Source organism: Candidatus Berkiella aquae (assembly GCF_001431295.2).
In the GTDB taxonomy this organism is placed as follows: domain Bacteria; phylum Pseudomonadota; class Gammaproteobacteria; order Berkiellales; family Berkiellaceae; genus Berkiella; species Berkiella aquae.
In genome coordinates this window covers 1,127,420-1,151,634 of the sequence record NZ_LKAJ02000001.1, presented here as the reverse complement: position 1 = coordinate 1,151,634, position 24,215 = coordinate 1,127,420, and the positions used below count along the sequence as shown (strand labels likewise).

The following is a 24,215-nucleotide window of genomic DNA, read 5'->3' as shown; positions in this document are numbered from 1 at the left end:
ACACCGATGTATTAGATATGGGGTTTGGCAGATTTTTTTTGACGTTTTGACAGCTCATTTGCGGAAACTGAACCCTGTATACCAGATTGTGGTGAAGGATTGAAGCTATGTCGCCTTCCATCTAACGAAACCGTTCTGCGAATACTCATTGGCGGCATATCAGGATCTTCATTCTCTAAAAGAGCCGATAAATTAAGCGCTTGCTTGTTTGATATTTCATTTTCAATGCTAACGTCCTTGTTTGGTGTTTTTCGACCCACACAATAACGAAGAACGTCTGGTAATTTATAAAAGAAAGGTGCTGATAATGCAGCACAAAACATATCACCATATTTATAAGCGTAAAAAGTTGCATGCCCTCGTAATGGCATATAATTTACCCAATATTCAAAAGAATAAAATGAAGGCGTTCCATGCAGAAAATAGTAATAACTTTCAAATGCATGCCGCCCAACCTCTCCTGCTAAAGGGCCAGCAAAATACCACACTAAATACGAACCGACTCCCATCGCAGCCAATTTCGCCATTCGTTCAGATTTACTACCTACACTAAACATCAATCCGACCTCGCACCAATTTTATGATTCGTATGAGGTTAGAAATAGTTCATGAATAAGCAAAAAACTACAGAACGGATTTACAGAAGGTTAATTAGACAGCCGAGTTCTGGACTCTGCAACAGAATGAGACACTTCTTCTCTTTGAACATAACCTGCTAAATAAGCTAACGAATGATAAATCTTATTAGCCATCCATAAAAGCGTGTTAGGCGGCTCTTGGGGCTCTCCAAATAGCTCAGAGACAATATCTGCGCCATAGTCTTCTAAAGCATTCTCTTCGGATTCGCAGCGCGAATTAATCATAACCAATAACCTTGATTAAACCAGTGAAAAACAATCAGTATACCGTGTTTGTTGCCAACTAAGAGCAAATTTTTAGGTGAAACGGTGAAAAAGTCGATGAAAAAAATCTCGACACGGTGAATATCCCTCATTGATATCGATTATCCGAGTAAAATGAGCATAATCACTTTTAGGAGGTAAATTCAAAGCACAAGGAATAACAAATTCATCAATAATATCTTGCCAAAAACGATCCCACAATGTCGCTTGTAGATGATTATCTTCAAAAGTGGGCGCATCTGGTCCTTGATTAATCTCAAGTAACCAAAGCTTTCCTGTTTCATCCTGCATAAAATCAAAACCAAAAATTTCAAAATGCTTTTCGTTCTGGAACTTTAAGTAAGATGGCTCTTTTTTGCACAACGCATTGAACACCGCTTTCACAATGAATTTCATGTCTTCATAAACTTGCACAAAATCAGGTAAAGTATTGGTAGAGCGTTGTTCAATATGCGATAACACGCCATCAAGTACATAATTGGTGATATGCATTTTACGATTGATCAAATGATCGTTAATCAAAAATGGTAATGCGCTGATATTGATATAACCCTGATCATACAGAAAGATCCCTGCATAATTGGTTACAACAACATGTAAGCGGTAAGTAAATTTTCTTTCATTAATCAGTGCTGGGTTACTGATATAGCGTTGTAATACATGTTCCCCACCAACACGATGACTCGTTGCATAGTGTTTTTTGACTTCTTCGATATTATTAAAAAGATGTATTTCATCGCCATTATTCAGCATTGAGGGTTTTAAAATCCATTGGAGCCCTTGAATCGTCTGCTGATATTGACGTTTAATAAGATAATGTTCATAAATGATCTTTGCAAAAACTTGCTGGCAATTATCATCATTTATTTCATACGTTAATGGCATAATTGCAGGGGTAATATTAGCCGTCAATTTTGCTAATAAATGTTTGTATTCAAGGTTTTTTGAGATTTCATCGTTGATACTTAAATGTCTATCGCCTAGATCGGCACTTTTTGCATTCGGTGCTTCAATCCATCCCTGTTGTGATAATAAACGAGATATATGATAACGAATCGCAGGAACATAAGAGAAAAAATAAAAAGAGGGTGATGGTTTTATCATGAATGGGCAGTGACGCGCGATAATACTTGAATAATAACAACACCGACAATAATAAAACCTATTCCGACCATTGCTGGTATATCAAGTATTTGGCGATACAGAAAATAACTAATCAACGTGACAATAACAATACCCACACCAGACCATATTGCATAAGCAACCCCAACAGGTATGGTGCGTAAGCTGAGCATCAGAAAATAAAAAGCAAAACAATAACCAAGCACCACTAAAACACTCGGCAGTAAAATAGTAAATTCTGCGCAGGCTTTTAGTGAGCTTGTTGCAATAACCTCTGCAATAATTGCCAATGCAAGATACAAATACGACACCACAGACCTATTTATTTTTCATATTGATAAGTAAGAGGAGGTAATTTGGCAATATCAGTGCAACCAAAAATGAGCGAGTTCGACAACATTTTACCACTGGCATTTAAGCGGTGATTATGAAGCTTACCTTCTTCTTGATATCCTAAACGAATTGCCACTTGAGCGCTTCTAATATTTTTTTCTTCACAATTAATTTCAATTCGCTTCGCTTTTAACACATCAAATAGATAGCGAGAAAGTGCATTCATTGCTTCCGTAATGATTCCTTTTCCAGCATAGGGTTGATTGGCCCAATAACCTATCTCAAAACTGGGTATCATTAAATTTGCAGGTTTAATACCAGTTGCACCGTAATAAATTTTGTCATTCACATCCATAATCTGCAATGGCTGCTCGATACCTTCATGGGCTGGTGAACTCCAAATTTTTTCACCGTGCGCCAAATAAACTTCGGTATCTCGTAAGGAAGCAAGAGACTGTGCCCAAGGCATCCATTGTTTTAATGTTTGAAAACTTGCTTTCATAGCACCATGCATTGCTGCCGCATCGCTAATTCGCACCGGCCGAATAATTAGCCTATCTGTTTTTATCACTTTAAGTGGAATGGGTCCGTACTGCATGAATCCTCGTTGTGCCTCATGTCAATGCTATCAGTTTAGTTTATATTTTAACTTTTTATTGCGAGAAATACACGCATTAACTGTGTCCGCATACGTAAAGAAAGGGAACTTGACGTCTTTCTTTGTTATTCGAACTTCTTTCTGAATAAATACCTATGAGAATAAAGTGTCAGAAAGTCCCCATTTGCTTACCATCAGCCAATAAATTAAGAGCACGGAAATAAAGGCGGGAATGCCTAAACCAATCCACCAAAACATGAGATAGCGAAAACGGGGTGGCAAAATGGTCGAATCTTGTAAAGTAGCGGCCTGATTTCTTAATTGGTATTGAATAAAAACGACAGGTATCCAACAAAATCCTGTGAATATGTATAAGCCAATGACGATAGCAAACCATAATGAGTTGAATGGATAGTGTAATATCCACATTAAGGCAATACCGGTAATCGGCTGTAAAATAACGGAGGGTGTGGTAAAAATCCAATCTGCTAAAACAACATGCCGAGTGGTTTGCTTTATTGTCGCAATGTTGCCACTTAAATATGCCATCAACATAAAAAATGCCGTACCAATGCCGGTGCCAAATAAAAAGGTTGCAGTAATAATGTGAACAAATTTTAAGAATAAATAATATTCCATTTAACTCACCACCTCTTGCACGGTGTAGTAAATATCCCAATCTTTAATCTGCTCATCAAACTCTGCTAAGGTAAATAATCCTAAGCACGGCCTTGCACCGGCTGGTACTAAATTATCTAATATTTTATGTGCCATAATCACGCTGGGTATTACCGGTAAATAAGGACCATGACCTTTATCAGCAACCAATGTCCAATATATATCTAATGGCTGATAATCGTGATTCGATCCAGATAAATGAATAAACATTCCCCCACAATCTGTACCCCAATTGTCAAACCAATGGCTTAATTTATTAATAGGTTTAACAAATGCAGACCAGTCTTTAACAATTTTTGCTCTGGTTAACCATGACATATGCCACATAATCCAATGCAAAAGAGGGACTTCTAAACCTGCATGAAAAGTGACCGTTTTTAGCATTGGATATCTGTCTGGTAGTAAATCTAAATCAGGTATATCTAAGTTACCATGTAGACGTAAACCAATATTATCGCCATAGTAATGCCGATGTAGGTTCTGCCAACCATAGACTTTTTTCCATCGCCCATTTTCTAAGCGCATAAAAGGTTTACCGGTGTAGCTTAAAATAGCTTCAATCGTCGCACTACCCCGCTCTGCTTTATTACCAGGAGCAATGCCAAAATCAATTTCTCGTAATTCAGTATATTTTGTTGCATAGCTATCAATGATAACCGACGATAGTCCAGGCACCGAGCTTGCACCGCTCAGTACCACCACATCCTGTTGTTTTGCTAATTCATCTAAAGTAATGATTCCCGTCACAAACTCACGCGCGTCAGAAAGATCGATATAGTGAATTTTCAAATCAATACAGGCATAAACAACGGAATAATCTTGTGCTTGAAAAGGGCCTGCGCTATGAATTAATAAATGAGGCGCTGCTATTTTAAGTTTTTCTTTAAAATCAAAGGCACGCCAATCAAGTTGCAAAGGCGTTATGTTAGCATGAGGAATTTGTTGTTGTAATCGAGCCACTTCTTGTTGTGCTTTGGTAATATCTCTACCCGCTAAGATAACTTCAAGGTTCGGATCTTTTAGCAGCAAAGTAGCTACACGCTTACCAAAATTACCATAGCCCCCCAGGATCAACACCCTAGGATTGTGCACAGGCTCGAACACCACATGGCTCCTTGATTGAGAATCATATTAAATTTGGATTATAACTCTTTTAAGTATATACCGCTCAGCAATGAGCGGTATATCTGTTTGATAGCTATGAAAGCGCTAGCAGAAAATTGCTGTGCATAGGTTCAATCTATGCACAAAAAGATCGGAAGGATTAATGTAAGGTTGGGCGAACAGTACAACTTTCTCCCAATGCATCAGAAGCAGCAGCTTGCTCACGTCTTTTTGCTTGAGCGCGTGTGTTCTGATAAATCAGCATGGTGGGTGATTTATCGGTCAGATCAATCACATCATTCTTTGCTTTATCTGCGGCATTCTTAGTAGCGGAACTTGGCTTTGCAGGCGTTACTGACTCGTTATTGGTTTGCGTCTTCTCAGCAACAAGATATCCTGCCAAAGTACTGATACCCAACGTCATTCCAATCGCTAATATGCTTATGTAAGACGCAAGCTTTGTACCAACAAACAAGCTTGTCAGTGCAGGCGTCAACATCGGCATTAACAAAAATTGCGACATGATAGCAACAACAGCAGCAGTCAATATAAAATATAAAGCATAATCTGACACTTCGATATTTGCCGAAATATTTAATGAAGAACTTTGCGCTTTTGACGTAGGTTTAGATTTAGATCCTTTGTCATTCGCTTTTGCAGCTTGCCTGGCTTTTTCCTGTTCTTCTTTTTTAACTTTAGAAGGATTGTTATATTCCGCACGAGTTATATTGTGGATCTGACAATATTCTTTAATCGAAAGGTCCTTAAGATTTTTAGCGTGGTGTTTTTTAAACGTTCCATGTTTTTCTAAAATTTCTAATTTGGTTTGCTCTGCTCGTTGAGCATTATAGGCTTGAATGATCCGGTTATTAGCAGGGTTGTCTTCTAATAAACAATTCCAATGGATAGGGGTTTTTTCAAAAGCAAAGATGAGTGCATTTTTACCCACTTTTCGTGCTTTGTCTTCTGCTTGAAAGCCATTATAGTAAGTTGCTGCTCGTTCATCTTCTATTGCCCCTCTCATGAAAGTCTTATGGACAATCCCCAATTTAGAGGAAAGTACTTTCAATTCGATATCTCCGGCATGAACGCTCACATTACCAATGCCATTTTCACCTTGAAGGTATTCGTTAAAACCGACAGCTTCTCCCTCAAAAAACCATGCTCGCAATGCGGCCTTTTTTGCATCTGCGCTGAGATAGTTATCATCTTGAAGAATTTCAGCAATCTTTTCTACAATGGTTTCCATTCCTTCAAAATGTGAACCATCAATACCACCCACTTCCAGATCTTCTACTAACGCACCATCAACATAAGCCATATCAATACATTGATTGAGTGCGCGTGTTAATTCACCTTTAACTGATCGTTTAGTGGGTTCATCGGTGATAATGATATTTTGGACGTGCTGTCGTAATGCAATGGATAAGTGCTGTTGTAACCCCACCCATTGAATTTGTCCGTTTTCAGTGAAATTTTCAACCAGCTGCGTAAATCCATCTCTTACTGCTTTCTCTGATGGTTTCTCTGCAACTTCGGTTAATTCATTTGCTTCAAACGCTTTTAACAATTTATGGAACTCGTTAACACGGGTTTTATTTTTAAATAAGGGATCCAGTTTCCCCTGCGTAAACGAGCTAATCAGCCAAACTGCTTCGGTGTTATAAAGGCAATCCCCATCACCTAGCGAACGAAACTTTAACATGTCAAACCTCTAACTTTTTAATAATGAATATAAGTTAATTAACTCATATTTGAATTGTAATTATTTGGCATTTAACTTACACCATTGTTAGAATAAAGTAAAACAGTTAATGAGAGTTTTCTGTATTTTTTAGTGCTTTTTCTAAAATAGGGTATTCGAAACTAAAACCTGTTTGCTGTAGTTTATCAGGTATCACTCTTTGTCCTGTCAGCAAAAGTTCTTCTGCCATTTGCCCCATTAGCAAACGTAATAACCATCCTGGCATAGGTAAACAAGCACACCGATGAAGTACCTTTGCATAAGTACTTGCAAACACTTTATTGGTAACCGGAAATGGCGCAGTTGCATTCACGGGGCCTTCTATTTCTTTTTCAATACAAAATTGAATAATTCGTACAATATCTTCATGATGGATCCATGACATCCATTGCTGGCCGTTACCAATCGGCCCCCCTAAACCCAATTGAAATGGCAATCTCATCCTCGCTAGCGCCCCCCCCCTTTTACTCAAGACAATGCCAGTGCGTAAATTAACCACTCGAATGCCCAGTTGTTTTGCTCTATTGGCTTCATCTTCCCAGGCTTGGCATAATTCATGACTAAAGCTAGGTGTAAAAGAACTTGTTTCAATGAGTTCTTGATCTTGTTGAGGCCCGTAAAAACCAATGGCAGATCCACTGACCAAGGTTTGAGGCAGCTGTTTAAGCCTGGCTAAAGTATCGATTAAAGTTTGGGTAAGATTAATTCGACTTTGCACAATAGTACGCTTATAAGCCGTCGTCCATCGCTTTGCAATTGGAGCTCCGGCAAGGTTTACCACCGCATCAAAAATAGTTTCGGATTTAATTTTTTGCAGACTATCAATCAAGGTGATACTTTCTTGCGAAATAAATAGACGCTGCCTTTGGTGAACATCACGAGTCAGTACCGTGATATGGTAACCCTTTTGAATCAAAGCCTCACACAAAGCTTGACCAATTAAGCCGGTACCGCCTGTTATTAATATTTGCTTCATCGTTCTATCTCTTTCTTGATCGGATGGCTGCTCTTTACAGTATAGACAAGGTACACTTCAAGTTATGCTTCGCATCTTCAAGTGTAATGGGTATATAATCCTGACACATAAAGACCTCCAGGGGGAAAATAATGAAGTGCCATATCATTTTACATGCCGACTTTGAACCTGCGGGCGCGATTGTGCCATGGGCTAAACATAAAAAACTATCCGTTGAACTTTATCGCCCTTACGCAGGGGATGAATTACCCGAGATTCATGCGAATGAACCCGTGATTGTGATGGGTGGACCGCAAAATGCAAAAGATTATCAGCAATATCCCTATCTCGTAAAAGAGGTTGAATGGATGAAAAAATTGCTTAAAAAAAATCATCCTTTTATTGGTGTATGTTTAGGAGCCCAGCTTATTGCAGAAAGTCTTGGCGCCAAAACGGAAAAAAGTCCAGAAAAAGAAGTAGGAACCTTTAATCTTAGCCTGACAGAGGAAGGTAAACGTCACCCCTATTTGCAACATTTACCAGACTCCTTCCCTGTGTTTCACTGGCATAATGATATGCCAGGATTACCTAATGGGGCAGAAATACTCGCAACCAGTGAAGGGTGTCCCAGACAAATCATTGAGTTTTCGCCTAGTATCCTTGGTTTTCAATGCCATTTTGAAATGACACCCAGTGTCGCCAAAGGCCTGCTTGAGCACGCTAAAGAAGATTTAACAGCGGGTCGCTTTATAAACAATGCACAACAAATACTCACCAGTGATTTCACGCAAATGAATTTGTGGTTATTTCATATTTTAGATCATTGGTATGCGCAATTAGATGAAGTCTCCCACATTTTATAATGGGTAACCTCAAAAGAGACCTAAATGAGGTCTCTTTTGAGATGATTTAATGATGGTTTTAAGAAAGACGCAAAGAAGGAGCCGATGAAGAAGCTGCAAGGGCTCTTTCTTCTTCCTGATCTTGAGCCGCTGCCAATGCTCTTAAGCGATCATCGCTTCTGCTTTGGTAGGAAGCGCCGAGAAATCGAGTGTAAAGCAATCCTATACCATTAATTGCTTCAAGAAGAGCGACCGTTCCCGCACCTGCAATGAAGCCACCTGCTGCGGCACCTGTTGCAGTACTTGCATTCAGCGCTGCTTGACGCGATCTTTCACCTGCAGCATGCCCTATGTTCATGGCTTCAGCATCTAGCAGCCACTCAACACCCGGGACTCTTGATAAACCCGTTGCAGCTAAAGCTTCTGATGCTGCTCTGCTTACTTCAGCTCTAACCACTTCTTCAACACGTTCACCGACTCTTTCAGCGATTGGAATTCCTGCAACTCGACCCAAATAACCTCCGATAGTTGAGCCAACAGGCATTGCGACAATGGCCGCATTCATTACAGTACCTTGAGCGATGATACCGTGATAACTCCCTTCTTCTTGTGCAGGCTCTGCACTTGGCACTACTAAAGTGGATGACGTTGCTCCCTGTGCTACTAAAGCCGTACTTGGATTTTCCACGATAGCCGTTGGTTCAACGGTTATTTCTGAAGTTCGTCTAAAGAAATTTAACATTTGAGTCTCCCCTATTTTCATTCATTTACATTTATGCAGCTGGCGACATCAACATAAAGCTTTCATTAATATCGAGATCTTCCTCAGTAATACTGATTTCATCTTGCTGTAATGGCGCTCCCCAATTTTTACGATATGGCATTGCTGCCCATTCAGCATGATTTTTGTAGTTGGTATAAGCATTGGTAATACCACCAACGTCATAAAGATCGACTGCTTTATTGGCGACATAATTTGTTGCAGGTGATAACAACGCAGCTGGTATTGGCCCCATCGCGACAGCCGTTACTGCACTCGCAGCGGATCTTGCAACGGCTTTTCTCACATCTTCACCTTCTAAAGCTGCTTGCGTACCATTAAATGCCATATTCACTGCCGCTCCCGTAAGAGCTGATGCACCGGGTGCAACATAATCTGCAGCATGCATTACACCAAGTCTTGCAGCATTAAAGGCAATGTCTCTGCCTGTATCTGCAGCAAAATTGGTCGCTGCTGTTGCAAGTGGGCTTGCCTTTGGCGCCATTTCTTCGGTTTCTAAAAGCTCAGTCGTGACGCTTGATGTGGTTGGGGTTGGCCTACTAAAATAATTTTTAACAGCGAAATAGCCATTGATAACGATGCTAGGGGTTACCGCTTGAATCAGACTTCTTATATAGCTCATTTTAATCTTCCTTATACTTAAGTGGAGTTAGCTTTGTGCCCTTTGGTAACACGTAGTAACTTGACATGGGGAGATTATACAAAGTTAGCTAATCGCCAAATATAAGAAATATTCTCATTTCCCCTGCCAAAAAAGATTTAATTGTCTGATTTTTATAAATTTTTTTCTGAAATGCGCTTTTCATTCGGGGATAGGATGATATCAACCTAGGATGAATGGCATGATTAAATGGCATGCGGGGAATGGCACATTTTCAATTGGGAAACTTTTTCACGGCCATATTGTCTTTCTTATTAGAGGCCTCTCTCAGAACTTGTGTAAAAGAGCCTTTTGAGGCTTCTAAAATTACCACCTTGTGGAGGATATTTTTTATGGTCGCTCCTAAAAAAGCTAAAAAGGTCTTAGAGCATGCTTTAACTGAATTATCTCACTGGATCACTCAACACTCCCACTCCCCTAATCAACCCAAAGCGATTTCCGTACGAGACATACCGGTTTTTGTAGAGAAATTGCAAAAACAAATTAGCCACTTTGTTGAGGAATTAATAGAATCTCCTGCGCTTGAAAATGTAGCGAAGGAATTCAAAGGCAAATGCGATGAAGTACAAGATGCCGTCTCTCAATCTTTACTGCCTGCCAATGAAAATTCGGAGAAAACAGTGAATGCATTAAAACAATTACAAAAGGTCGTCACTAATGCGCTCAAGAAGCTTAACCAAGTCTTTAAAGAGCTATTTAAGAATAGTGTCATTACGGCAGCACCCACATTCACACCGCACCATGGGCAGCAAGTTGTGCATTTAGCCAATGAGCAGAAATTTAAAAGCCATGGCTCGCATAGCCCCCAAGTAGATAGTCTGAGACACTATAATATTCCCCCTGGAAAAAAAGGTTAGCACTCGCTAACCTTTCGGGATAAGAAGCATTGCATCATATACCGGGCGCTCTTCATAGCTTCGGAACAAAGGATTGAAATCCCCAGCGGGTTGATTAATAATTTTGCCATCAATCACCAAAGTTGAAGAACCGCCCCCATCTAAGTTAATGGCATCAACACAACCTTGTTTTAAAAGAATATCGGTCAATTCACGCAATGTGAGTCCTTCAATGATTTTGCTCACCTGTGGCCTATCAGGCTTTTTAGTATGAGATGCTACCAACCAAAGCCACTTTCCATCCTTTTTTAAACAAACTGCGGTTCTGGCATGGCGCTCTTCGCTAAAAGACGTGATCATTTGTTCTTGTCGATAATCTACTATCGGCTTACTATTTTTCATCAAGAGTGGGATCCCACCTACCACATAATCAAATTGCTGCCAACGTTTGCGAGCAGTAGGCCCAGTATCAAATTCAGGAACCACCACCGGTTGCGTTTGACGATTTTTGGTAATCAACCGATCAAAATAAGGCTTTTGTTCAACTTTATTCCAGCCAATTGCCCCTCTTTTTTGGATAGGGAAGTTTATCCATTCCCCCCGTATTTTTAAGGCACCCACTGCACTTCCTTCACCATTATCACTAATCGCAAAATACCCGCCATTAATACCGGCATAAGCATGATGTTCCTTTACAAATTCAGTGACTGATCGGCGACGATTATCTGGGGATTTAACTTGAATGATCTCAACGCTATCTGGATCAAAGCTTAATAAATGGATTTCATGACCTTGAATTTGCAGAAACTGATGTTCAGGTAATAATGTCTTTGCATAACACGGTGTGATGACGCTGATAAATAGTAAATTTAAGCAAAGCTGAATTTTTTTCATGAGTCATGAGTCAATTCTAATGCACGGATGATGACTTGAGTTAATGATTCACTATCATCTAACATGGGCTTAGTAATTCGATTATAAACCCGGCAAATGGCCGCTTGTAATAACACCCCTAGTAACACAACAGCACAAAGCTGAGTATCACGCTTAGGCATTTCTTTTTTTCGCAAAGCTTCATTGAAAATTAGGACAACGATATCGTGAGCGGTCATTTCATTCTCAGATAATACTTTTATCTGTTCATGTTGCGCTAATAATAAGTAATTAAACAGAATAGGATCTTCATCATATTTTTCACAGAAGAAATGCACCATAATCTTTATTTTATGTTGGATATTATGATCTCCAACAATACTTTCTTTGACTTGGGCAGAAATGCTGGCATGCGCGTCTAAATAGAGTTGTTTTGCAAGTTCTTCCTTGCTTTCATAGTGTCGGTACAACGTACCTTCAGCAACTCCGGCAAGCTGTGCAATATCTTTAATAGTGGTTGCTGTGATCCCTTTTTTAACAAATAAGGTTAATGCACAACGCTCTAAACGTTTGCGAGTCGAACTGCCATCACGCATAATATTATTTACCAGAACATTTAAATAACCAGCTTTATTGTGAGCGTTTATTCACTTAAAGTCAAGCGCATAGTTAAATAGCTAAAAGGAACCCAGATGGTTTATCAACCTCCATCCATTGTAATGAGTCAGTCAGTCGCTATTCTCGTTGATGGTAATAATATTGAAATTAGTTTACATCAACAAACGGGCGATGAAGGTGTCATGCTCAACTTTGATAAGCTGATCCCCAAGCTAGTCGATAACCGTTCATTAAATCGTTTGATCTATTTTCGTGAAGGGCGTCAAATTTCTTCTAAACTAGCAGAGCGTTTACATCAGCATTTTCATGGTTCAGTACATCCTTGCCACAAAAGCGCTGATATCCCGCTTTCTATTAAGGCCACTCAACTTGCTAGTAAAGTCGACACTATCATTATCATGTCGGGTGATTCTGATTATATTGATCTTGTCCGTCACTTAAAATCGGATGGGGTACGTGTTGAAATCGCTGCTGTGGAAAAAACAACTTCAAGTCTGCTTAAAGAAGCAGCGGATTATTTTCATGCCATCCAACCTGAAGACTGGTTCTCTTTATCATCACAAAAGAAGCCAAGGAATCCAGCACGTTTCCAGGACAAGGAAAAAAAATAATTGAACAGTCAGGGAAAAGTATATGGATGTTAAAAAACTAAGTATTCCCCACCTTGCACATCAACATGCAAGGCCTTTCTTTGAATTAGAGAAACACATTCTTGATAACCAAGTTAAAATTGAGGGTTGGTTTCGTGAAGCTTGGCAAACACAGCCTCCCTTATTTACAAGCTCTGTCGATTTAAGAAATGCGGGATTTAAGCTAGGATCGGTTGATGCCAATGTTTTTCCAGCGGGCTTTAATAACCTCAATCCCGATTTTTTCCCTTTTTGTATTCTTGCTGCAAAACAATTTTTAAATGATTATTATCCGCATTGTAAAAATATTGTTATTATTCCTGAAAATCACACAAGGAATATGCATTATTACCAAAGCGTTGCTACGCTCAAACAGATTATTGAAAAAGCAGGATATGAAGTGCGTGTTGGTTCTACTTTATTGGAAGATGAACCCATTGAAGTCGCTTTAGAAAATAATGAAACGCTAACACTACATCCTATCAAACGGATTGATAACAAATTAACCGTCGGCGATTTTATCCCTTGCTTAGTCATTTTGAATAATGACCTTTCAGAAGGTGTGCCGCCCTTATTGCAAGCGCTTGAACAACCCATTGAACCAGATACTATCTTAGGATGGTCAATCCGCAGCAAAACCCAACATTGTATTTTTTATCAGAAAATTTGTGAAAATTTTGCAAAGCTAATTAACATTGATGTTTGGCAAATATGTCCGCTTTTTACTGACCATCAACAAATTGATTTTATCAAACGTGAAGGTATAGATGCGCTAATAGAAAAGGCAGACTCATTATTAACCCAGATTCAACATAAATATCATCAATATAATATAGAATTTTCACCATTCGTTGTGATTAAAGCGGATGCCGGTACTTACGGTATGGGAGTCATGCCCATTCATGATCCAAAGCAGTTAAAAACCTTAAACCGCAAACAACGTATGAGTATGTCTGTACGTAAAGGTGGACAAAGTGTTGATCGTGTCATTATTCAGGAAGGGATCCCAACTTTTGAAACGATCGGCATTCATCACAATGTAGCGGAGCCCGTGGTTTATATGCTGGGACAACATGTCATTGGCGGCTTTTATCGCGTACATCAAGCAAGAGATATTTTCGAAAATTTAAATAGTCCTGGAATGCATTTTGAAAAACTAAGTTTTGCTGCGTGCTGCAATAATCCAGATAATCGACTCAGTCCTCACGAGGCTCAAAATCAATTTTATGTCTATAGCGTTATTGCAAGATTAGCAGCATTAGCAATCTCTTATGAAAAAACAGCGCTTTTACAAGAGTATAAAACATGACCATTAAATTATGCGTTGTAATGGATCCTATCAACAGTATTAAAACTAAAAAGGACACCACTTTTGCCCTAATGCTAGAAGCACAAAAGCGCCATTGGGAGATCTATTACCTTGAAGCTTCGCAATTATTTTTAGCTGATAACCAAGTGAATGCTATTGCTTCGAAAATTCGTGTTAAAGATAGCCCTGTCGATTTCGTTGAATTTCTGGATGAACCACGCACTACCTTGCTAAGTGAATTCGATATCGTCTTGATGCGAAAAGATCCGCCTTTTGATGTGGCTTATTTATATGCAACTTATTTATTAGAGCTTGCTGAACGAGAAGGATGCTTAATATTAAATCGTCCCCGCAGTATTCGTGACGCAAATGAAAAACTGTTTACAACATGGTTTAGTCAATGTTGTCCAGAAACACTGGTCACCTCTCAAATCCATTTAGTCAAACAATTTATTGAAAAGCATCATAAAATTATTATTAAACCCTTACATAGCATGGGTGGACAGGGTGTCTTAATGGCGAATGAAGGTGATCTGAATCTTCATGCCATGGTTGAACTTTTAACACATCGTGGCAAATACCCCATCATGGCACAGCGCTATATATCGCAAATTTCACAAAGCGGAGATAAACGAATTTTATTGATAGATGGTGAACCCTATCCTTACGCACTAGCACGCATTCCTTCTAAAGAAGATTTCCGTGGCAATCTTGCTTCAGGTGCACAAGGAATCAAACATGAATTGACTGCACGAGATAGATGGTTATGTGAGCAAGTCGGTCCAACATTGAAAGAAAAAGGATTATTTTTTGTTGGGCTCGATGTCATCGGAGATTTCATTACAGAAATCAACGTTACAAGTCCAACGGGCGTAAGAGAAGTTGAAAATCTTTTTAACATTAATATTGCTTGTGTCATCTTGGATAAACTTGAAAAAAAAATAAAAAGTTGATCCATTCGATAAAATGATTTACATTCTGCTAACTAAAATTGATAGCACGGTGGTAGCAAAAATGCGAAATCTCTCTCTAAACGAAATTCAACTTGTCAACGGTGGCCTTCAAAGCAATTTAGAAGAAGCATTTACTGTTGCGAGTATATTCGCTATTGGTTGCGGCACTTTCGGTAGTATTTTTAGTGCTGTTGTATATTACGAAACCCTTCCTACTGCTGCCGTTCAAACTATCTTGGCTAATGCCTTGCAAGCCAACCTTGTCACTTTACCCATTGCAATGTTTGCAGGATTAGGTATAGGTGGCTTAGTCGGAGCAACGCTTGGATTTGGTTTGTATTATAGTGGCATTATTACCAAGGCTGAGTAACAGGAGAAAATAGATGGATGTCGTTACGCTCGAACATAGTCAACATCCTGAAATATTACAAAAACCAACAGTCGAGGTCGCATTTCCACTTTCTTTTGAAACATTGCAATTGATTGACGATATGAAAGCATTGTTTATCAAGCTCAATGGTGTTGGCTTAGCTGCGCCACAAGTGGGTAGCCCACAAAATATTTTTGTTTATCGCATCACCCAAGAGCAAAATCGCTTAAGATCGGATGCAACTCGTGAAGTTCCTCTTACTGTTCTTGTCAATGCACATTATGCCCCAACGAGCGATGCAACGATCACTTATGATTGGGAAGCTTGCTTTTCAGTCGCTGAGCATACGGGTAAAGTTCCTCGCTATAGTAAAATTCAATATTATGCTTTCACACCGGAAGGTCAACCCATTCATGCTATTGCGGAAGGTTTTGAAGCACGCGTGTTACAGCATGAAATAGATCATTTACAGGGGATCTTGATTATTCATCGTCTCACTAAAGATTGTATACAAGGACATCCTGATGATGTTCTTCATCTTCGTTACCAAGATCTTGATAATACACAAATCGATATTGCAAAAAAATTGCTTGAAGATAGATTAAAACATACCGCTGAAAATGATATTGCCGCGCTGAATTACATTCATAAAGCTTTACAAATCATCGCAAATATCACTGAGGCGAGACAATCATGATTGAATGTCAACCTAGCTTGTTGGAATCAGGCATTCCAGCTATTGTGTGGATAGCTAATCATTTACGTGTTTCCTGGTTGACTCCTGTTATCAAATTAATTAGCGATTTAGGTACCGAAGGCGGTGTTATTTTTACATTAGCACTCGCTTATTGGTTCTGGAATAAACGTTATGCAACTTATCTAGGGTATGCGCTGTTCACTGCCTTATTAATCAATCTGTTGATTAAGGGATGGGTGATGGAATGCCGCCCACCGAAAGAATATTGGCTAGAACTCATCCGCGATAATTCTTTTTCTTTCCCCAGTGGCCATGCGCAAGTGGCAAGCCCCTTGTGGTTAGGCTTTGCCTATTATGTCCGAAGTAAGGGATTGGCTCTGTTTTACGGTGTCATTGGCTTAATGATAGCTTTATCGCGTCCTTATCTTGGCGTCCATTTTTTACACGATATTGGTGTTGGACTTTTGCTCGGGTTAGCAATTTATGCGGTTTTTATCGTAGCAGAAAGAAAACACTGGGATCCCTTGCAGCGGTTTTCTTTTGTCACTCAAGCAATCATTCTATTCTTATTCATTGTTCTTTATTTGCTCTCATTGCATGAAATCTCTCGTAATGTTGTGCCTGCTTTAGCTTCATTAATGGGCTTTTGGTTTGGCTGTCAATGTGAAACACGTTGGGTGCAATTTATCCCACCACAAACATGGCGCTCTCGTATCCGTTTATTGCTTAGTGGGTTTGTGGGAATTGGCCTTTTTTGGAAAGGATTCGCTTTACTTGGCAAACCAGTCAATCCTGACTTAGCCATCAGTCTCAAGATATTACAATATAGCTTATTAGGCTGGTGGGTTGCCTTCGCTACACCTGCGATCAATAAAGCGCTGACACGCTAAGCATGCAACCTTCTCAGGGGAGTTTCACTGCTGCCGCAGTTCAAATGACAGAGACTGTTTACCCCGGGTTCCACTCACTTGCTAACGCTCGTTCGTTTTACCCGGGGCTATTAAATATCGCAGCTACCGCTGCTCACTCCGTTCAGAAATCAAGCCAAGCATTTCATGTTTTCTCCTCGCGGTAGCGAGGAAATTAGCTAGCCCCCCATGAAGGCGTTAGCCGCAATGGGGGGAATAGGAAATCTCCTTCCTAAAGAACCGCGGTAGCGGTGACACAAATAAAAAAGTTGCACTACTACCGCTTATTCGTTTTATCCCGAGCTATTAAATATCGCAGCTACCGCTGCTCACTCCGTTCAGAAATCAAGCCAAGCATTTCATGTTTTCTCCTCGCGGTAGCGAGGAAATTAGCTAGCCCCCCATGAAGGCGTTAGCCGCAATGGGGGGAATAGGAAATCTCCTTCCTAAAGAACCGCGGTAGCGGTGACACAAATAAAAAAGTTGCACTACTACCGCTTATTCGTTTTATCCCGAGCTATTAAATATCGCAGCTACCGCTGCTCACTCCGTTCAGAAATCAAGCCAAGCATTTCATGTTTTCTCCTCGCGGTAGCGAGGAAATTAGCTAGCCCCCCTGAAGGCGTTAGCCGCAATGGGGGGAATAGGAAATCTCCTTCCTAAAGAACCGCGGTAGCGGTGACACAAATAAAAAAGTTGCACTACTACCGCTTATTCGTTTTATCCCGAGCTATTAAATATCGCAGCTACCGCTGCTTTCAACAAAGCACCTCAAGGGCAAGAACTATATTCACAGAACTAGTGGACAACCTCTGTGCAATCCCTGTGAATAACATCATTTTTTCTGAAATATTTAGCATATTTTAATTTGTACAAAATTTGAACCACAAGAATAATTTAACTAACTATACTTTTTGCACCCCCCCATATATTTAAGTCAATTAAATTGCTACAATGCGTCAAAAAGTGGTAGAGGCTTGATGTTATGCTCTCGCAAGATTACGACGCATTTATGCAAAGAATGAAACAATTTAAAAAGCACCCCCTTCCGAAAGAGCTGCTTGAATGTATTGATAAACGTTCCTTGATGAAAATTGTCGATGATGTGTTAACCAATCCAGGCCGACAAAAAAGATATAGGGGTTTAAAACCTAACAAAGCAATACGTTATAGCAAGGAATTTACTGATTTCACACGTACTTTTTGTGTCCTTCGTGCTCCTAATGGGGAATATCAATGTATTCTAGAAACGAAAAGTAAAAATGCGCAAAATAAAAAACGAAAAATTAAAGTCGCAAAAGGGGGTTCCAAAATTGGCAAACCCGCTTGGCGTTTAGATGGTAAAAATGGCGCAGAATCCTATTACAGTTTGAAGGTTCGATTATCTAAAAAAAGTAACGCAAGCATTACTGATAAAAAAGTCATTGAAGAGTTAGAAGCACTTGAAAAAGAGGTTCAATTTCCTTGGCAATATGGTAAGGAAAGTAGGCTTGTGCGCAATGTGATGGGAGCCGTCTATCAAAGAGAAAATGAACTTGTTGCCAGTGTTTATTCCAAAAAAGGGTCGACACTTTTTGAAACCAATAAAAGTCAATTATCTTCTCGTGAGCGTGAGCAGATTGCTAGCGACCTTCTAAAGTCTGTCGCATTTTTACATAGCGAAGAACAAATCTTTCAAGATATTAAATGTTCTAATATTTTATTATTTAGAAAAAAAGATGGCGGGATTAAAGCAAAGCTAACTGATCCAGGCCAAGTGGCATCTATTCATTCATCTGATGAATGCGTCGCTACCATCGATTATGAATCTCCTGAAATTGCATTGGCACACGCCGGCAAAACAAGTTATTCAAATTATTTCAAAAAAACCTATCTCAAAGATGGCCCAACTCTCGGTAAAAAACAGGCAAATGTTCTACTGAAAAAACTGCAAAAGACATTGAGTAGAAAAAAAGTTTCTGAACTTAAAAAAGAGTACCTTGTTCCCCATCAAGCAAATGATATGTGGGCAATTGGCGTAACGCTTTATAAACTCTTTCACAAAGATCAATTGCCCAAAACAATCCCGACCACAAAGCGTTTTGCCGGTTTTTTTGCACCGCGAGATAAACGCATTACCGCTGATGATGCCGTTAAGCTCTGGACCAAAAAGAAAATATAAACAGATACTGGGGACAAATGGTGTGAGATTGTTGTGTATAAGATTAAATTTTCTGTCAATATCAGCAAAAAATCATTTGATCAATTTTTAAACAATTACGCTAACGCTAATTTGGCGATCCAAAAGAATTATGAACAGATACTGGGGACAAACCGTGTGAGATTGTTGTGAATAAGATCAAATATTCTGCCAATATCAGCAAAAAATTATTTGATCAATTTTTAAACAACATCACACACTTTTGTGATCACAGCCAACAGCCGTTCACCTTGCAACCATGAACAACACGTTTTAAAATTTCGCTCTCTAGCTAAGGTGTGCGGTTATAAACAATTACTGGGGACAAAGGATGTGAAATTGCTGTGTATAACATGACATTTTCTGAAAAATACAGCATAAGATAATTTGATCAATTTTTAATCAAAGCTCATATGCATTTGCATGCCATAAGAATTGCGCTCAGGATTAAAATCGGGATTTATCCACACGTTAGGATACCTAACGGTAAATAAATAGCTAGAAAGATACCCAATTGCAGCCCCGGCTAGAACGTCTGTCCAATAGTGAGCTTTGACATTGACACGTTGAATGCTAATCGCGGTTCCAATCGCATAAAAGGGGAGCCCCCAGTTCAGCCCATAACGATGATGAAGATAGCTAGCGCCGGCAAAGCTGGCTGCCGCATGACCTGAAGGAAATGAAAGGTCATCTTCTCTATTCGGTCTGGTACGATGTACCGTATTTTTAAGTAGAGCTGTTACCTGCGCTGTGACGGCACAACTCATGGTCAGTTCTTTTAATCCTTCAATGTCACCACTGGTATAAGAGTAGATACCACCAATTAAAGGTATGGAAATAGCAATAAGAAAGGATTCAGACCCAACATCATCAATTCCACTCGCTTGTGATGGACGAGCCATCGATAACAAGATGATAAAGGGAATCAGTGACTGCTTGCGAAAGGAAATTTTCACCGCTCCGTGGATCCTTTAGCTAAAGTAATTTGACCTCATTGCACTATAGAAAAATTAAACATAACTTACAACCATTTCTTAAACTAACTATTGGGTTTGCCCTCATCTTATCGATCTCCCAATGGCTATCTTATTGAGCGGCTCTTCTATTGATACTTTTATGGCTGTCCTGGACAGAAGTAGCGGATGCGTATTTTGGGACGCTTTTGTTATGGGTGTCCTATCTTGCGTAGGCCTATTCTGCTTTGGCTTTTCTATGGCCTCTAGTTTCCTATGCCAAATCACTTTCGGCTCTTCTTTGGATGTCCTGTCTAGACTACCGTCACTACATAGAAGCTGCTTATTAAATGACTCTTCTATTTCGATCTTAAAAAGGTGATGGCAGTATAAGGCGAGTTGGTTAAGCGTTGAAGGAATACATTTATCCTGTTTTTTCATTTCTTTTGCTGTAACCGCGACATGGTAGTGAATCGCATGAAATAACGGTTTATTGGCAAGGACATACAAATCAAAAAAATCTTCATAATGAACCTTACAAAGATATTCTGTATTTAAGTTAAAAAGCTTATTACCTATCTTTGATAACATCTGTAGTACACAAATACTATTGTAAGAAGATTCTTGCCCACCAACGGCATAGATCGTCGTTTCTTTTTGAGAAATGCCACGGCTATCAAGGCTGTCAGAAATTTCCTGTAATAGCTCTTTAACCTCAATGTCTACCTTTTCTAAACACCGTTTTGATCCGGGGGGTTCCCAATGCCACATAAACAATAATTGATCGCGCTGATAAGCGACAAAAACAATACAAGCACTCACACCATAAGTTTTAAAACCATTTGAGTTTTCTAAATAAACAATACCATCATTCATATCGACATACTGAAGTTTATGATCAATCGCTTCAGCTGTTCGAATAAATTGCCATTTCATGTTGTTTTTGACCTAAGTAATACTAACTGGCTAATTTTGCGGATTATATGTTAGTAGGATTTAAAAATCTAATTGGCATGCAAAACGACTTATTTAGTATTATGTTATTATGATGACATAAACACAGTTTAGCTGTAAATGCACATAAGTAGGTTTATGATTCGCAAACGATTGAAAAGAGCTAAGAAAACACCAACACCATCCCATGATATTATGCATAATCTCAACAGCATCAAACAAAAGCTCTCCCAGCTGAACATCGCTAAATTAGCGGGATACCACTACGTCAACGATGATTTACAAAGAGTGCAAACAGGTAAAGTATCAGAGCAAGAACTGAAAGAGCTTGAATCCGCTATAGATAAGTTTACAGAAAATGCTGCACATTCACGGATTATTCCTATCCCTGTGCAATTAGAAGTGCTTGTTAAAAATTTAGCCAATGACGATGATGAACAGCTTGCCTTTAGTGCCAATAAGTTAACAGCACTATTAAATAGCTACCATCATCAATTAGAAGAATACGCACATCGAGAAACTTGGTTTACGCCAGATCAAAATTATCAATCGGTGATAAATCATCCACAAAAATTTTCCCCTAAAACCGGGGGAGCAAAGAATACAGGAAAGAGAACTGGGGTTTATACCTTTACGGAAGGTGAAAGAACAGAAAGAATACTGATCAAGCAAGGAGCTGATGTTGGTGAAACCATTGCCGAATATATGGGTGCCAGTCTCTATGCCATGACCATCCCCCTGCATTCTGCTCGCTGCATTCTTGTGCGAGATGAAAAAACGCAACCGAATACGATTGATGATGTCTATGTTGGTTCTGTCTATCAACAAGCCAACAAAATTCAAGACGCCTATCAAGCCGCTGGCTATTCAAGTCGAGGCATGTTTGCCGGTGTAAAAGCCCGACTTAAAAACTGGGTTAACAGTGATGATAGCTTAATTCGTAAAATACTAAATTTGAATGATGAAACAGGACATTCATTAGAAGCTATTGCTGCCAATGTACTTTGGCACGGTGATCATGATTTTCATACGGGAAACGCTATCTTTGTAGAAAATAATGATAACAAAAAATTTGTCAAAATTGATCACGGATTTAGTTTTTTTAATTTTGATAAAAAGACTATTGATATTTTTAATCCTTTTGCAGGAAAAGTGGTCAATTTTAGCCCGAAACGATTCGTTAAAGGTGGCAAACTGATTGAGTTTTATCCAACCAATCATTTTTGGGATTATGCCGTTGAAAATAAAAGCTTCTATTTTAATGCGCATTTTATCAAAGCTTGTGAAGATATTGCTAATTACGATGCCAAGGCTATTCGTGACAATATTGAACAATCTTTAAATAAGGTTGAAGCAGCTTATGGTCCACATGCTTTTGAAGCCTTAAAGCAATTTGCCCTACGCATCGGCATGAAAGAAACAGAATTAAAGGATAGTATAACGAAAAAAAATCCCGAGTTATTGCGTTTTAAAATTGAAGATCATATGACTTATCAACTCGTACAACGTCAAGCTTCTATCGCTAAATTAGCGGATCAATGTAAAAAACAAACTGCGAAACTTAACAAAAAGAATTATCAATATTCTAAACAACTTAATAAAATTATTATTAGACGGCTTGATCATATTAGTAAATATAGCGATTCATTAACAATGGCAGAAAAAAAGGCGATGCTAAAAGAAATTGAACTACTAAAATTAGTTCAGCAAGCTAATGATCTTGGCATTTTAATGCCTTCTAACAATGGGGAACTGAGCATTAGTCATGATTTCTATTTTCATAACAATGGCGTTCGTCAACTTGTTAAACCCAATGATTTTAAAGAGGAAGTTAACAAAATCGTCGGGATCCGTGCAAGCAAAAACAAAGATGAATACCGTGCGTTTAATCAAGAAAATAAAATACCTGTCCGGGAAGATGCTTTAACAATATTACATAAAATGCCAAGGACCGCTATCGATTCCCCCTTGCAGCGAAAATCTTCACGGCCCTAGCAAAGCACTTAATTAAGCACGTACTTTTCGTTTGTATTCTGCCACTTGGTCATCCACCGCATAATCTTTCGATTTCACGGCACGGATATCCTCTTCATAAAATAACGCTTCACCATATTCCAAAACTAATTTTTTAGCATTAAATTTCACCAAATGACCTATTTTTTCTTCGTAACGTTCGATTGTTTGATCTTCTGGCTTTTTATTTTGACTGGTTAATAACGTTTTTAATTTTGATTCCAGTTCAGGCAAGGTTGATTTGTATTCTGCATTGAGCCCAAAGATTTTTGATAGTCCACCGTTACCGATTTTTATTCCTCCTATCATTGGCATCCCTTTATCACTTAACTGCAAAGATACATCAACTTTACCAAAAAACTGTGAAACAAAAAGCTGATATGCCAATACACACAGAGCTGCACTACCTAACATCGCACCACCTAATGCCATCGGAGCCAAGGTGCTGAGCAACACCGTATATGTCGTATAGGCTCCCCCTACTGCTAGCGCCCCTTGCACCAATATTCCAAAAAATGGAAAACGATTGTTTAGATAACTGTGAAATTTCTCACCGGTTGTTTGCTCAATCGGTAATACCCCTTGTCTATAAGCAATCCGAAAATCTTCTGGAAAGTCATTGGGTACTACTTTTTTATGGCAAAATTGTTCTAAGCGCTTGAACTCTTCTTCAATCGTATTTTGAATAATGGTTGGCAGTTTCCCTGCAATACCACCGCCAAAGGCAGGTTTACCACCTTTGTAGGGTACAACTATCTCATCATATTCACCGGTAGAAAATTGACGATAAATATTCTCAAAAGCTTCAATAATATGTTTAACGCTAAGTCCTTCTTTACTGTCATATGAAATCGTTGGTATACCAACAATATTGACATCATAAATAGGATGCCTATCCGTTCCACCTATTTTATTAGGACGCATACAAGCAGCCAAACCACCTCGATGCTGTGTTTCATGCAGTTTATTTCGAGGAAGTCGAAAATCAGGCAAGTTATCAGCTAAAACAAATAATTTACGTGGTTGTGATAAAAAATCCTGACGAGTTAAGATTTTATTATCAATGTGGAGGCGTTTGAACTTCATGATATGTTTACCTGACTAACAATATGATATCAGGCACTATCTTAATAGCAACGCAGCCAACTTACAAGATAAATACAAAACAAAACGTCCATTTTTGAGACAAGTTTGAATGAAAAA

The 24,215-nt window shown here is 39.0% G+C and carries 26 protein-coding genes; 10 read left to right on the top strand and 16 right to left on the bottom strand.

From position 1 onward, the window contains the following. Positions 1 to 11 precede the first annotated feature (11 nt). The 9 genes from HT99x_RS05440 to HT99x_RS05400 all read right to left on the bottom strand — a co-directional run bounded on the left by HT99x_RS05440 (position 12) and on the right by HT99x_RS05400 (position 7,457). Positions 12 to 557 (bottom strand): hypothetical protein, encoded by a 546-nt coding sequence (locus tag HT99x_RS05440; RefSeq protein WP_075066099.1) that lies wholly within the window; start codon positions 555 to 557, stop codon positions 12 to 14. A 90-nt stretch (positions 558 to 647) separates the two neighbouring features. After that, positions 648 to 863 carry a hypothetical protein gene (locus HT99x_RS05435; protein ID WP_075066098.1) on the bottom strand — a complete coding sequence of 72 codons (216 nt, stop codon included), beginning with the start codon at positions 861 to 863 and terminating at the stop codon, positions 648 to 650. A gap of 72 nt (positions 864 to 935) precedes the next feature. Next, complete coding sequence (locus HT99x_RS05430) at positions 936 to 2,006, bottom strand: ATP-grasp domain-containing protein (RefSeq protein WP_075066097.1); 1,071 nt, start codon at positions 2,004 to 2,006, stop codon at positions 936 to 938. After that, entirely contained in the window at positions 2,003 to 2,338 is a 336-nt protein-coding gene (locus HT99x_RS05425) for an SMR family transporter (RefSeq protein ID WP_102134637.1), read from the bottom strand. The genes HT99x_RS05430 and HT99x_RS05425 overlap by 4 nt, the downstream gene beginning before the upstream one ends. Positions 2,339 to 2,346: 8 nt before the next feature. Further along, positions 2,347 to 2,955, bottom strand: coding sequence for a GNAT family N-acetyltransferase (locus tag HT99x_RS05420; protein ID WP_075066095.1), 609 nt, complete (start codon positions 2,953 to 2,955; stop codon positions 2,347 to 2,349). Between the two features lie 153 nt (positions 2,956 to 3,108). After that, positions 3,109 to 3,594 carry a DUF2269 family protein gene (locus HT99x_RS05415; RefSeq protein ID WP_075066094.1) on the bottom strand — a complete coding sequence of 162 codons (486 nt, stop codon included), beginning with the start codon at positions 3,592 to 3,594 and terminating at the stop codon, positions 3,109 to 3,111. Beyond that, complete coding sequence (locus HT99x_RS05410; protein ID WP_075066093.1) at positions 3,595 to 4,740, bottom strand: saccharopine dehydrogenase family protein; 1,146 nt, start codon at positions 4,738 to 4,740, stop codon at positions 3,595 to 3,597. Positions 4,741 to 4,897: 157 nt separating this feature from the next. After that, on the bottom strand, positions 4,898 to 6,442 hold the full coding sequence (locus tag HT99x_RS05405; protein ID WP_075066092.1) for a hypothetical protein: 1,545 nt from the start codon (positions 6,440 to 6,442) through the stop codon (positions 4,898 to 4,900). A gap of 106 nt (positions 6,443 to 6,548) precedes the next feature. Further along, positions 6,549 to 7,457: a TIGR01777 family oxidoreductase gene (locus HT99x_RS05400; RefSeq protein ID WP_075066091.1), complete on the bottom strand. Its 909-nt coding sequence runs from the start codon at positions 7,455 to 7,457 to the stop codon at positions 6,549 to 6,551. Between the two features lie 131 nt (positions 7,458 to 7,588). Between HT99x_RS05400 and HT99x_RS05395 the strand changes: the two genes are divergently transcribed. After that, a complete protein-coding gene (locus HT99x_RS05395; RefSeq protein ID WP_075066090.1) occupies positions 7,589 to 8,299 on the top strand; it encodes a glutamine amidotransferase-related protein in 711 nt (236 codons plus the stop codon). 58 nt (positions 8,300 to 8,357) lie between these two features. Here the strand turns inward: HT99x_RS05395 and HT99x_RS05390 are convergent, their stop codons facing one another. Both HT99x_RS05390 and HT99x_RS05385 read right to left on the bottom strand, forming a co-directional pair. Further along, the gene (locus tag HT99x_RS05390) at positions 8,358 to 9,020 is read right to left on the bottom strand and encodes a hypothetical protein (RefSeq protein ID WP_075066089.1); all 663 of its coding nucleotides are present in this window, start codon (positions 9,018 to 9,020) and stop codon (positions 8,358 to 8,360) included. A gap of 31 nt (positions 9,021 to 9,051) precedes the next feature. After that, positions 9,052 to 9,681 carry a hypothetical protein gene (locus HT99x_RS05385; RefSeq protein ID WP_075066088.1) on the bottom strand — a complete coding sequence of 210 codons (630 nt, stop codon included), beginning with the start codon at positions 9,679 to 9,681 and terminating at the stop codon, positions 9,052 to 9,054. A gap of 371 nt (positions 9,682 to 10,052) precedes the next feature. Between HT99x_RS05385 and HT99x_RS05380 the strand changes: the two genes are divergently transcribed. Next, positions 10,053 to 10,577, top strand: a complete 525-nt coding sequence (locus tag HT99x_RS05380) for a hypothetical protein (protein WP_139016593.1) — start codon at positions 10,053 to 10,055, stop codon at positions 10,575 to 10,577. 6 nt (positions 10,578 to 10,583) lie between these two features. Here the strand turns inward: HT99x_RS05380 and HT99x_RS05375 are convergent, their stop codons facing one another. Further along, on the bottom strand, positions 10,584 to 11,450 hold the full coding sequence (locus HT99x_RS05375) for a phosphodiester glycosidase family protein (RefSeq protein WP_075066086.1): 867 nt from the start codon (positions 11,448 to 11,450) through the stop codon (positions 10,584 to 10,586). Further along, positions 11,447 to 12,025, bottom strand: a complete 579-nt coding sequence (locus HT99x_RS05370; RefSeq protein WP_075066085.1) for a TetR family transcriptional regulator — start codon at positions 12,023 to 12,025, stop codon at positions 11,447 to 11,449. Before HT99x_RS05370 ends, HT99x_RS05375 begins: the two co-directional genes overlap by 4 nt. Positions 12,026 to 12,121: 96 nt before the next feature. Between HT99x_RS05370 and HT99x_RS05365 the strand changes: the two genes are divergently transcribed. The 7 genes from HT99x_RS05365 to HT99x_RS05335 all read left to right on the top strand — a co-directional run bounded on the left by HT99x_RS05365 (position 12,122) and on the right by HT99x_RS05335 (position 19,074). Beyond that, the gene (locus HT99x_RS05365) at positions 12,122 to 12,658 is read left to right on the top strand and encodes an NYN domain-containing protein (protein ID WP_075066084.1); all 537 of its coding nucleotides are present in this window, start codon (positions 12,122 to 12,124) and stop codon (positions 12,656 to 12,658) included. Between the two features lie 22 nt (positions 12,659 to 12,680). Then, positions 12,681 to 13,985 (top strand): glutamate--cysteine ligase, encoded by a 1,305-nt coding sequence (gene gshA / locus HT99x_RS05360; RefSeq protein ID WP_075066083.1) that lies wholly within the window; start codon positions 12,681 to 12,683, stop codon positions 13,983 to 13,985. Continuing rightward, on the top strand, positions 13,982 to 14,938 hold the full coding sequence (gene gshB / locus HT99x_RS05355; RefSeq protein WP_200957117.1) for a glutathione synthase: 957 nt from the start codon (positions 13,982 to 13,984) through the stop codon (positions 14,936 to 14,938). The genes gshA and gshB overlap by 4 nt, the downstream gene beginning before the upstream one ends. Positions 14,939 to 14,999: 61 nt before the next feature. Continuing rightward, positions 15,000 to 15,308, top strand: a complete 309-nt coding sequence (locus HT99x_RS05350) for a hypothetical protein (RefSeq protein ID WP_139016592.1) — start codon at positions 15,000 to 15,002, stop codon at positions 15,306 to 15,308. Between the two features lie 13 nt (positions 15,309 to 15,321). Next, complete coding sequence (locus HT99x_RS05345; RefSeq protein ID WP_075066081.1) at positions 15,322 to 16,005, top strand: peptide deformylase; 684 nt, start codon at positions 15,322 to 15,324, stop codon at positions 16,003 to 16,005. Beyond that, complete coding sequence (locus tag HT99x_RS05340) at positions 16,002 to 16,895, top strand: phosphatase PAP2 family protein (protein ID WP_075066080.1); 894 nt, start codon at positions 16,002 to 16,004, stop codon at positions 16,893 to 16,895. Before HT99x_RS05345 ends, HT99x_RS05340 begins: the two co-directional genes overlap by 4 nt. Before the next feature lie 1,003 nt (positions 16,896 to 17,898). After that, the gene (locus HT99x_RS05335; RefSeq protein WP_075067353.1) at positions 17,899 to 19,074 is read left to right on the top strand and encodes a protein kinase domain-containing protein; all 1,176 of its coding nucleotides are present in this window, start codon (positions 17,899 to 17,901) and stop codon (positions 19,072 to 19,074) included. 416 nt (positions 19,075 to 19,490) lie between these two features. Here HT99x_RS05335 and HT99x_RS05330 read toward each other — a convergent pair whose 3' ends face one another. Both HT99x_RS05330 and HT99x_RS05325 read right to left on the bottom strand, forming a co-directional pair. Beyond that, positions 19,491 to 20,048, bottom strand: a complete 558-nt coding sequence (locus HT99x_RS05330) for a phosphatase PAP2 family protein (RefSeq protein WP_075067352.1) — start codon at positions 20,046 to 20,048, stop codon at positions 19,491 to 19,493. A 102-nt stretch (positions 20,049 to 20,150) separates the two neighbouring features. Continuing rightward, complete coding sequence (locus HT99x_RS05325; RefSeq protein ID WP_075067351.1) at positions 20,151 to 20,981, bottom strand: hypothetical protein; 831 nt, start codon at positions 20,979 to 20,981, stop codon at positions 20,151 to 20,153. 156 nt (positions 20,982 to 21,137) lie between these two features. Between HT99x_RS05325 and HT99x_RS05320 the strand changes: the two genes are divergently transcribed. Beyond that, positions 21,138 to 22,994, top strand: a complete 1,857-nt coding sequence (locus tag HT99x_RS05320; protein ID WP_075067350.1) for a hypothetical protein — start codon at positions 21,138 to 21,140, stop codon at positions 22,992 to 22,994. Between the two features lie 12 nt (positions 22,995 to 23,006). On the opposite strand, the gene HT99x_RS05315 is transcribed toward HT99x_RS05320, so the two are convergent. Further along, the gene (locus HT99x_RS05315) at positions 23,007 to 24,098 is read right to left on the bottom strand and encodes a hypothetical protein (protein WP_075067349.1); all 1,092 of its coding nucleotides are present in this window, start codon (positions 24,096 to 24,098) and stop codon (positions 23,007 to 23,009) included. Between the last annotated feature and the right edge of the window lie 117 nt (positions 24,099 to 24,215).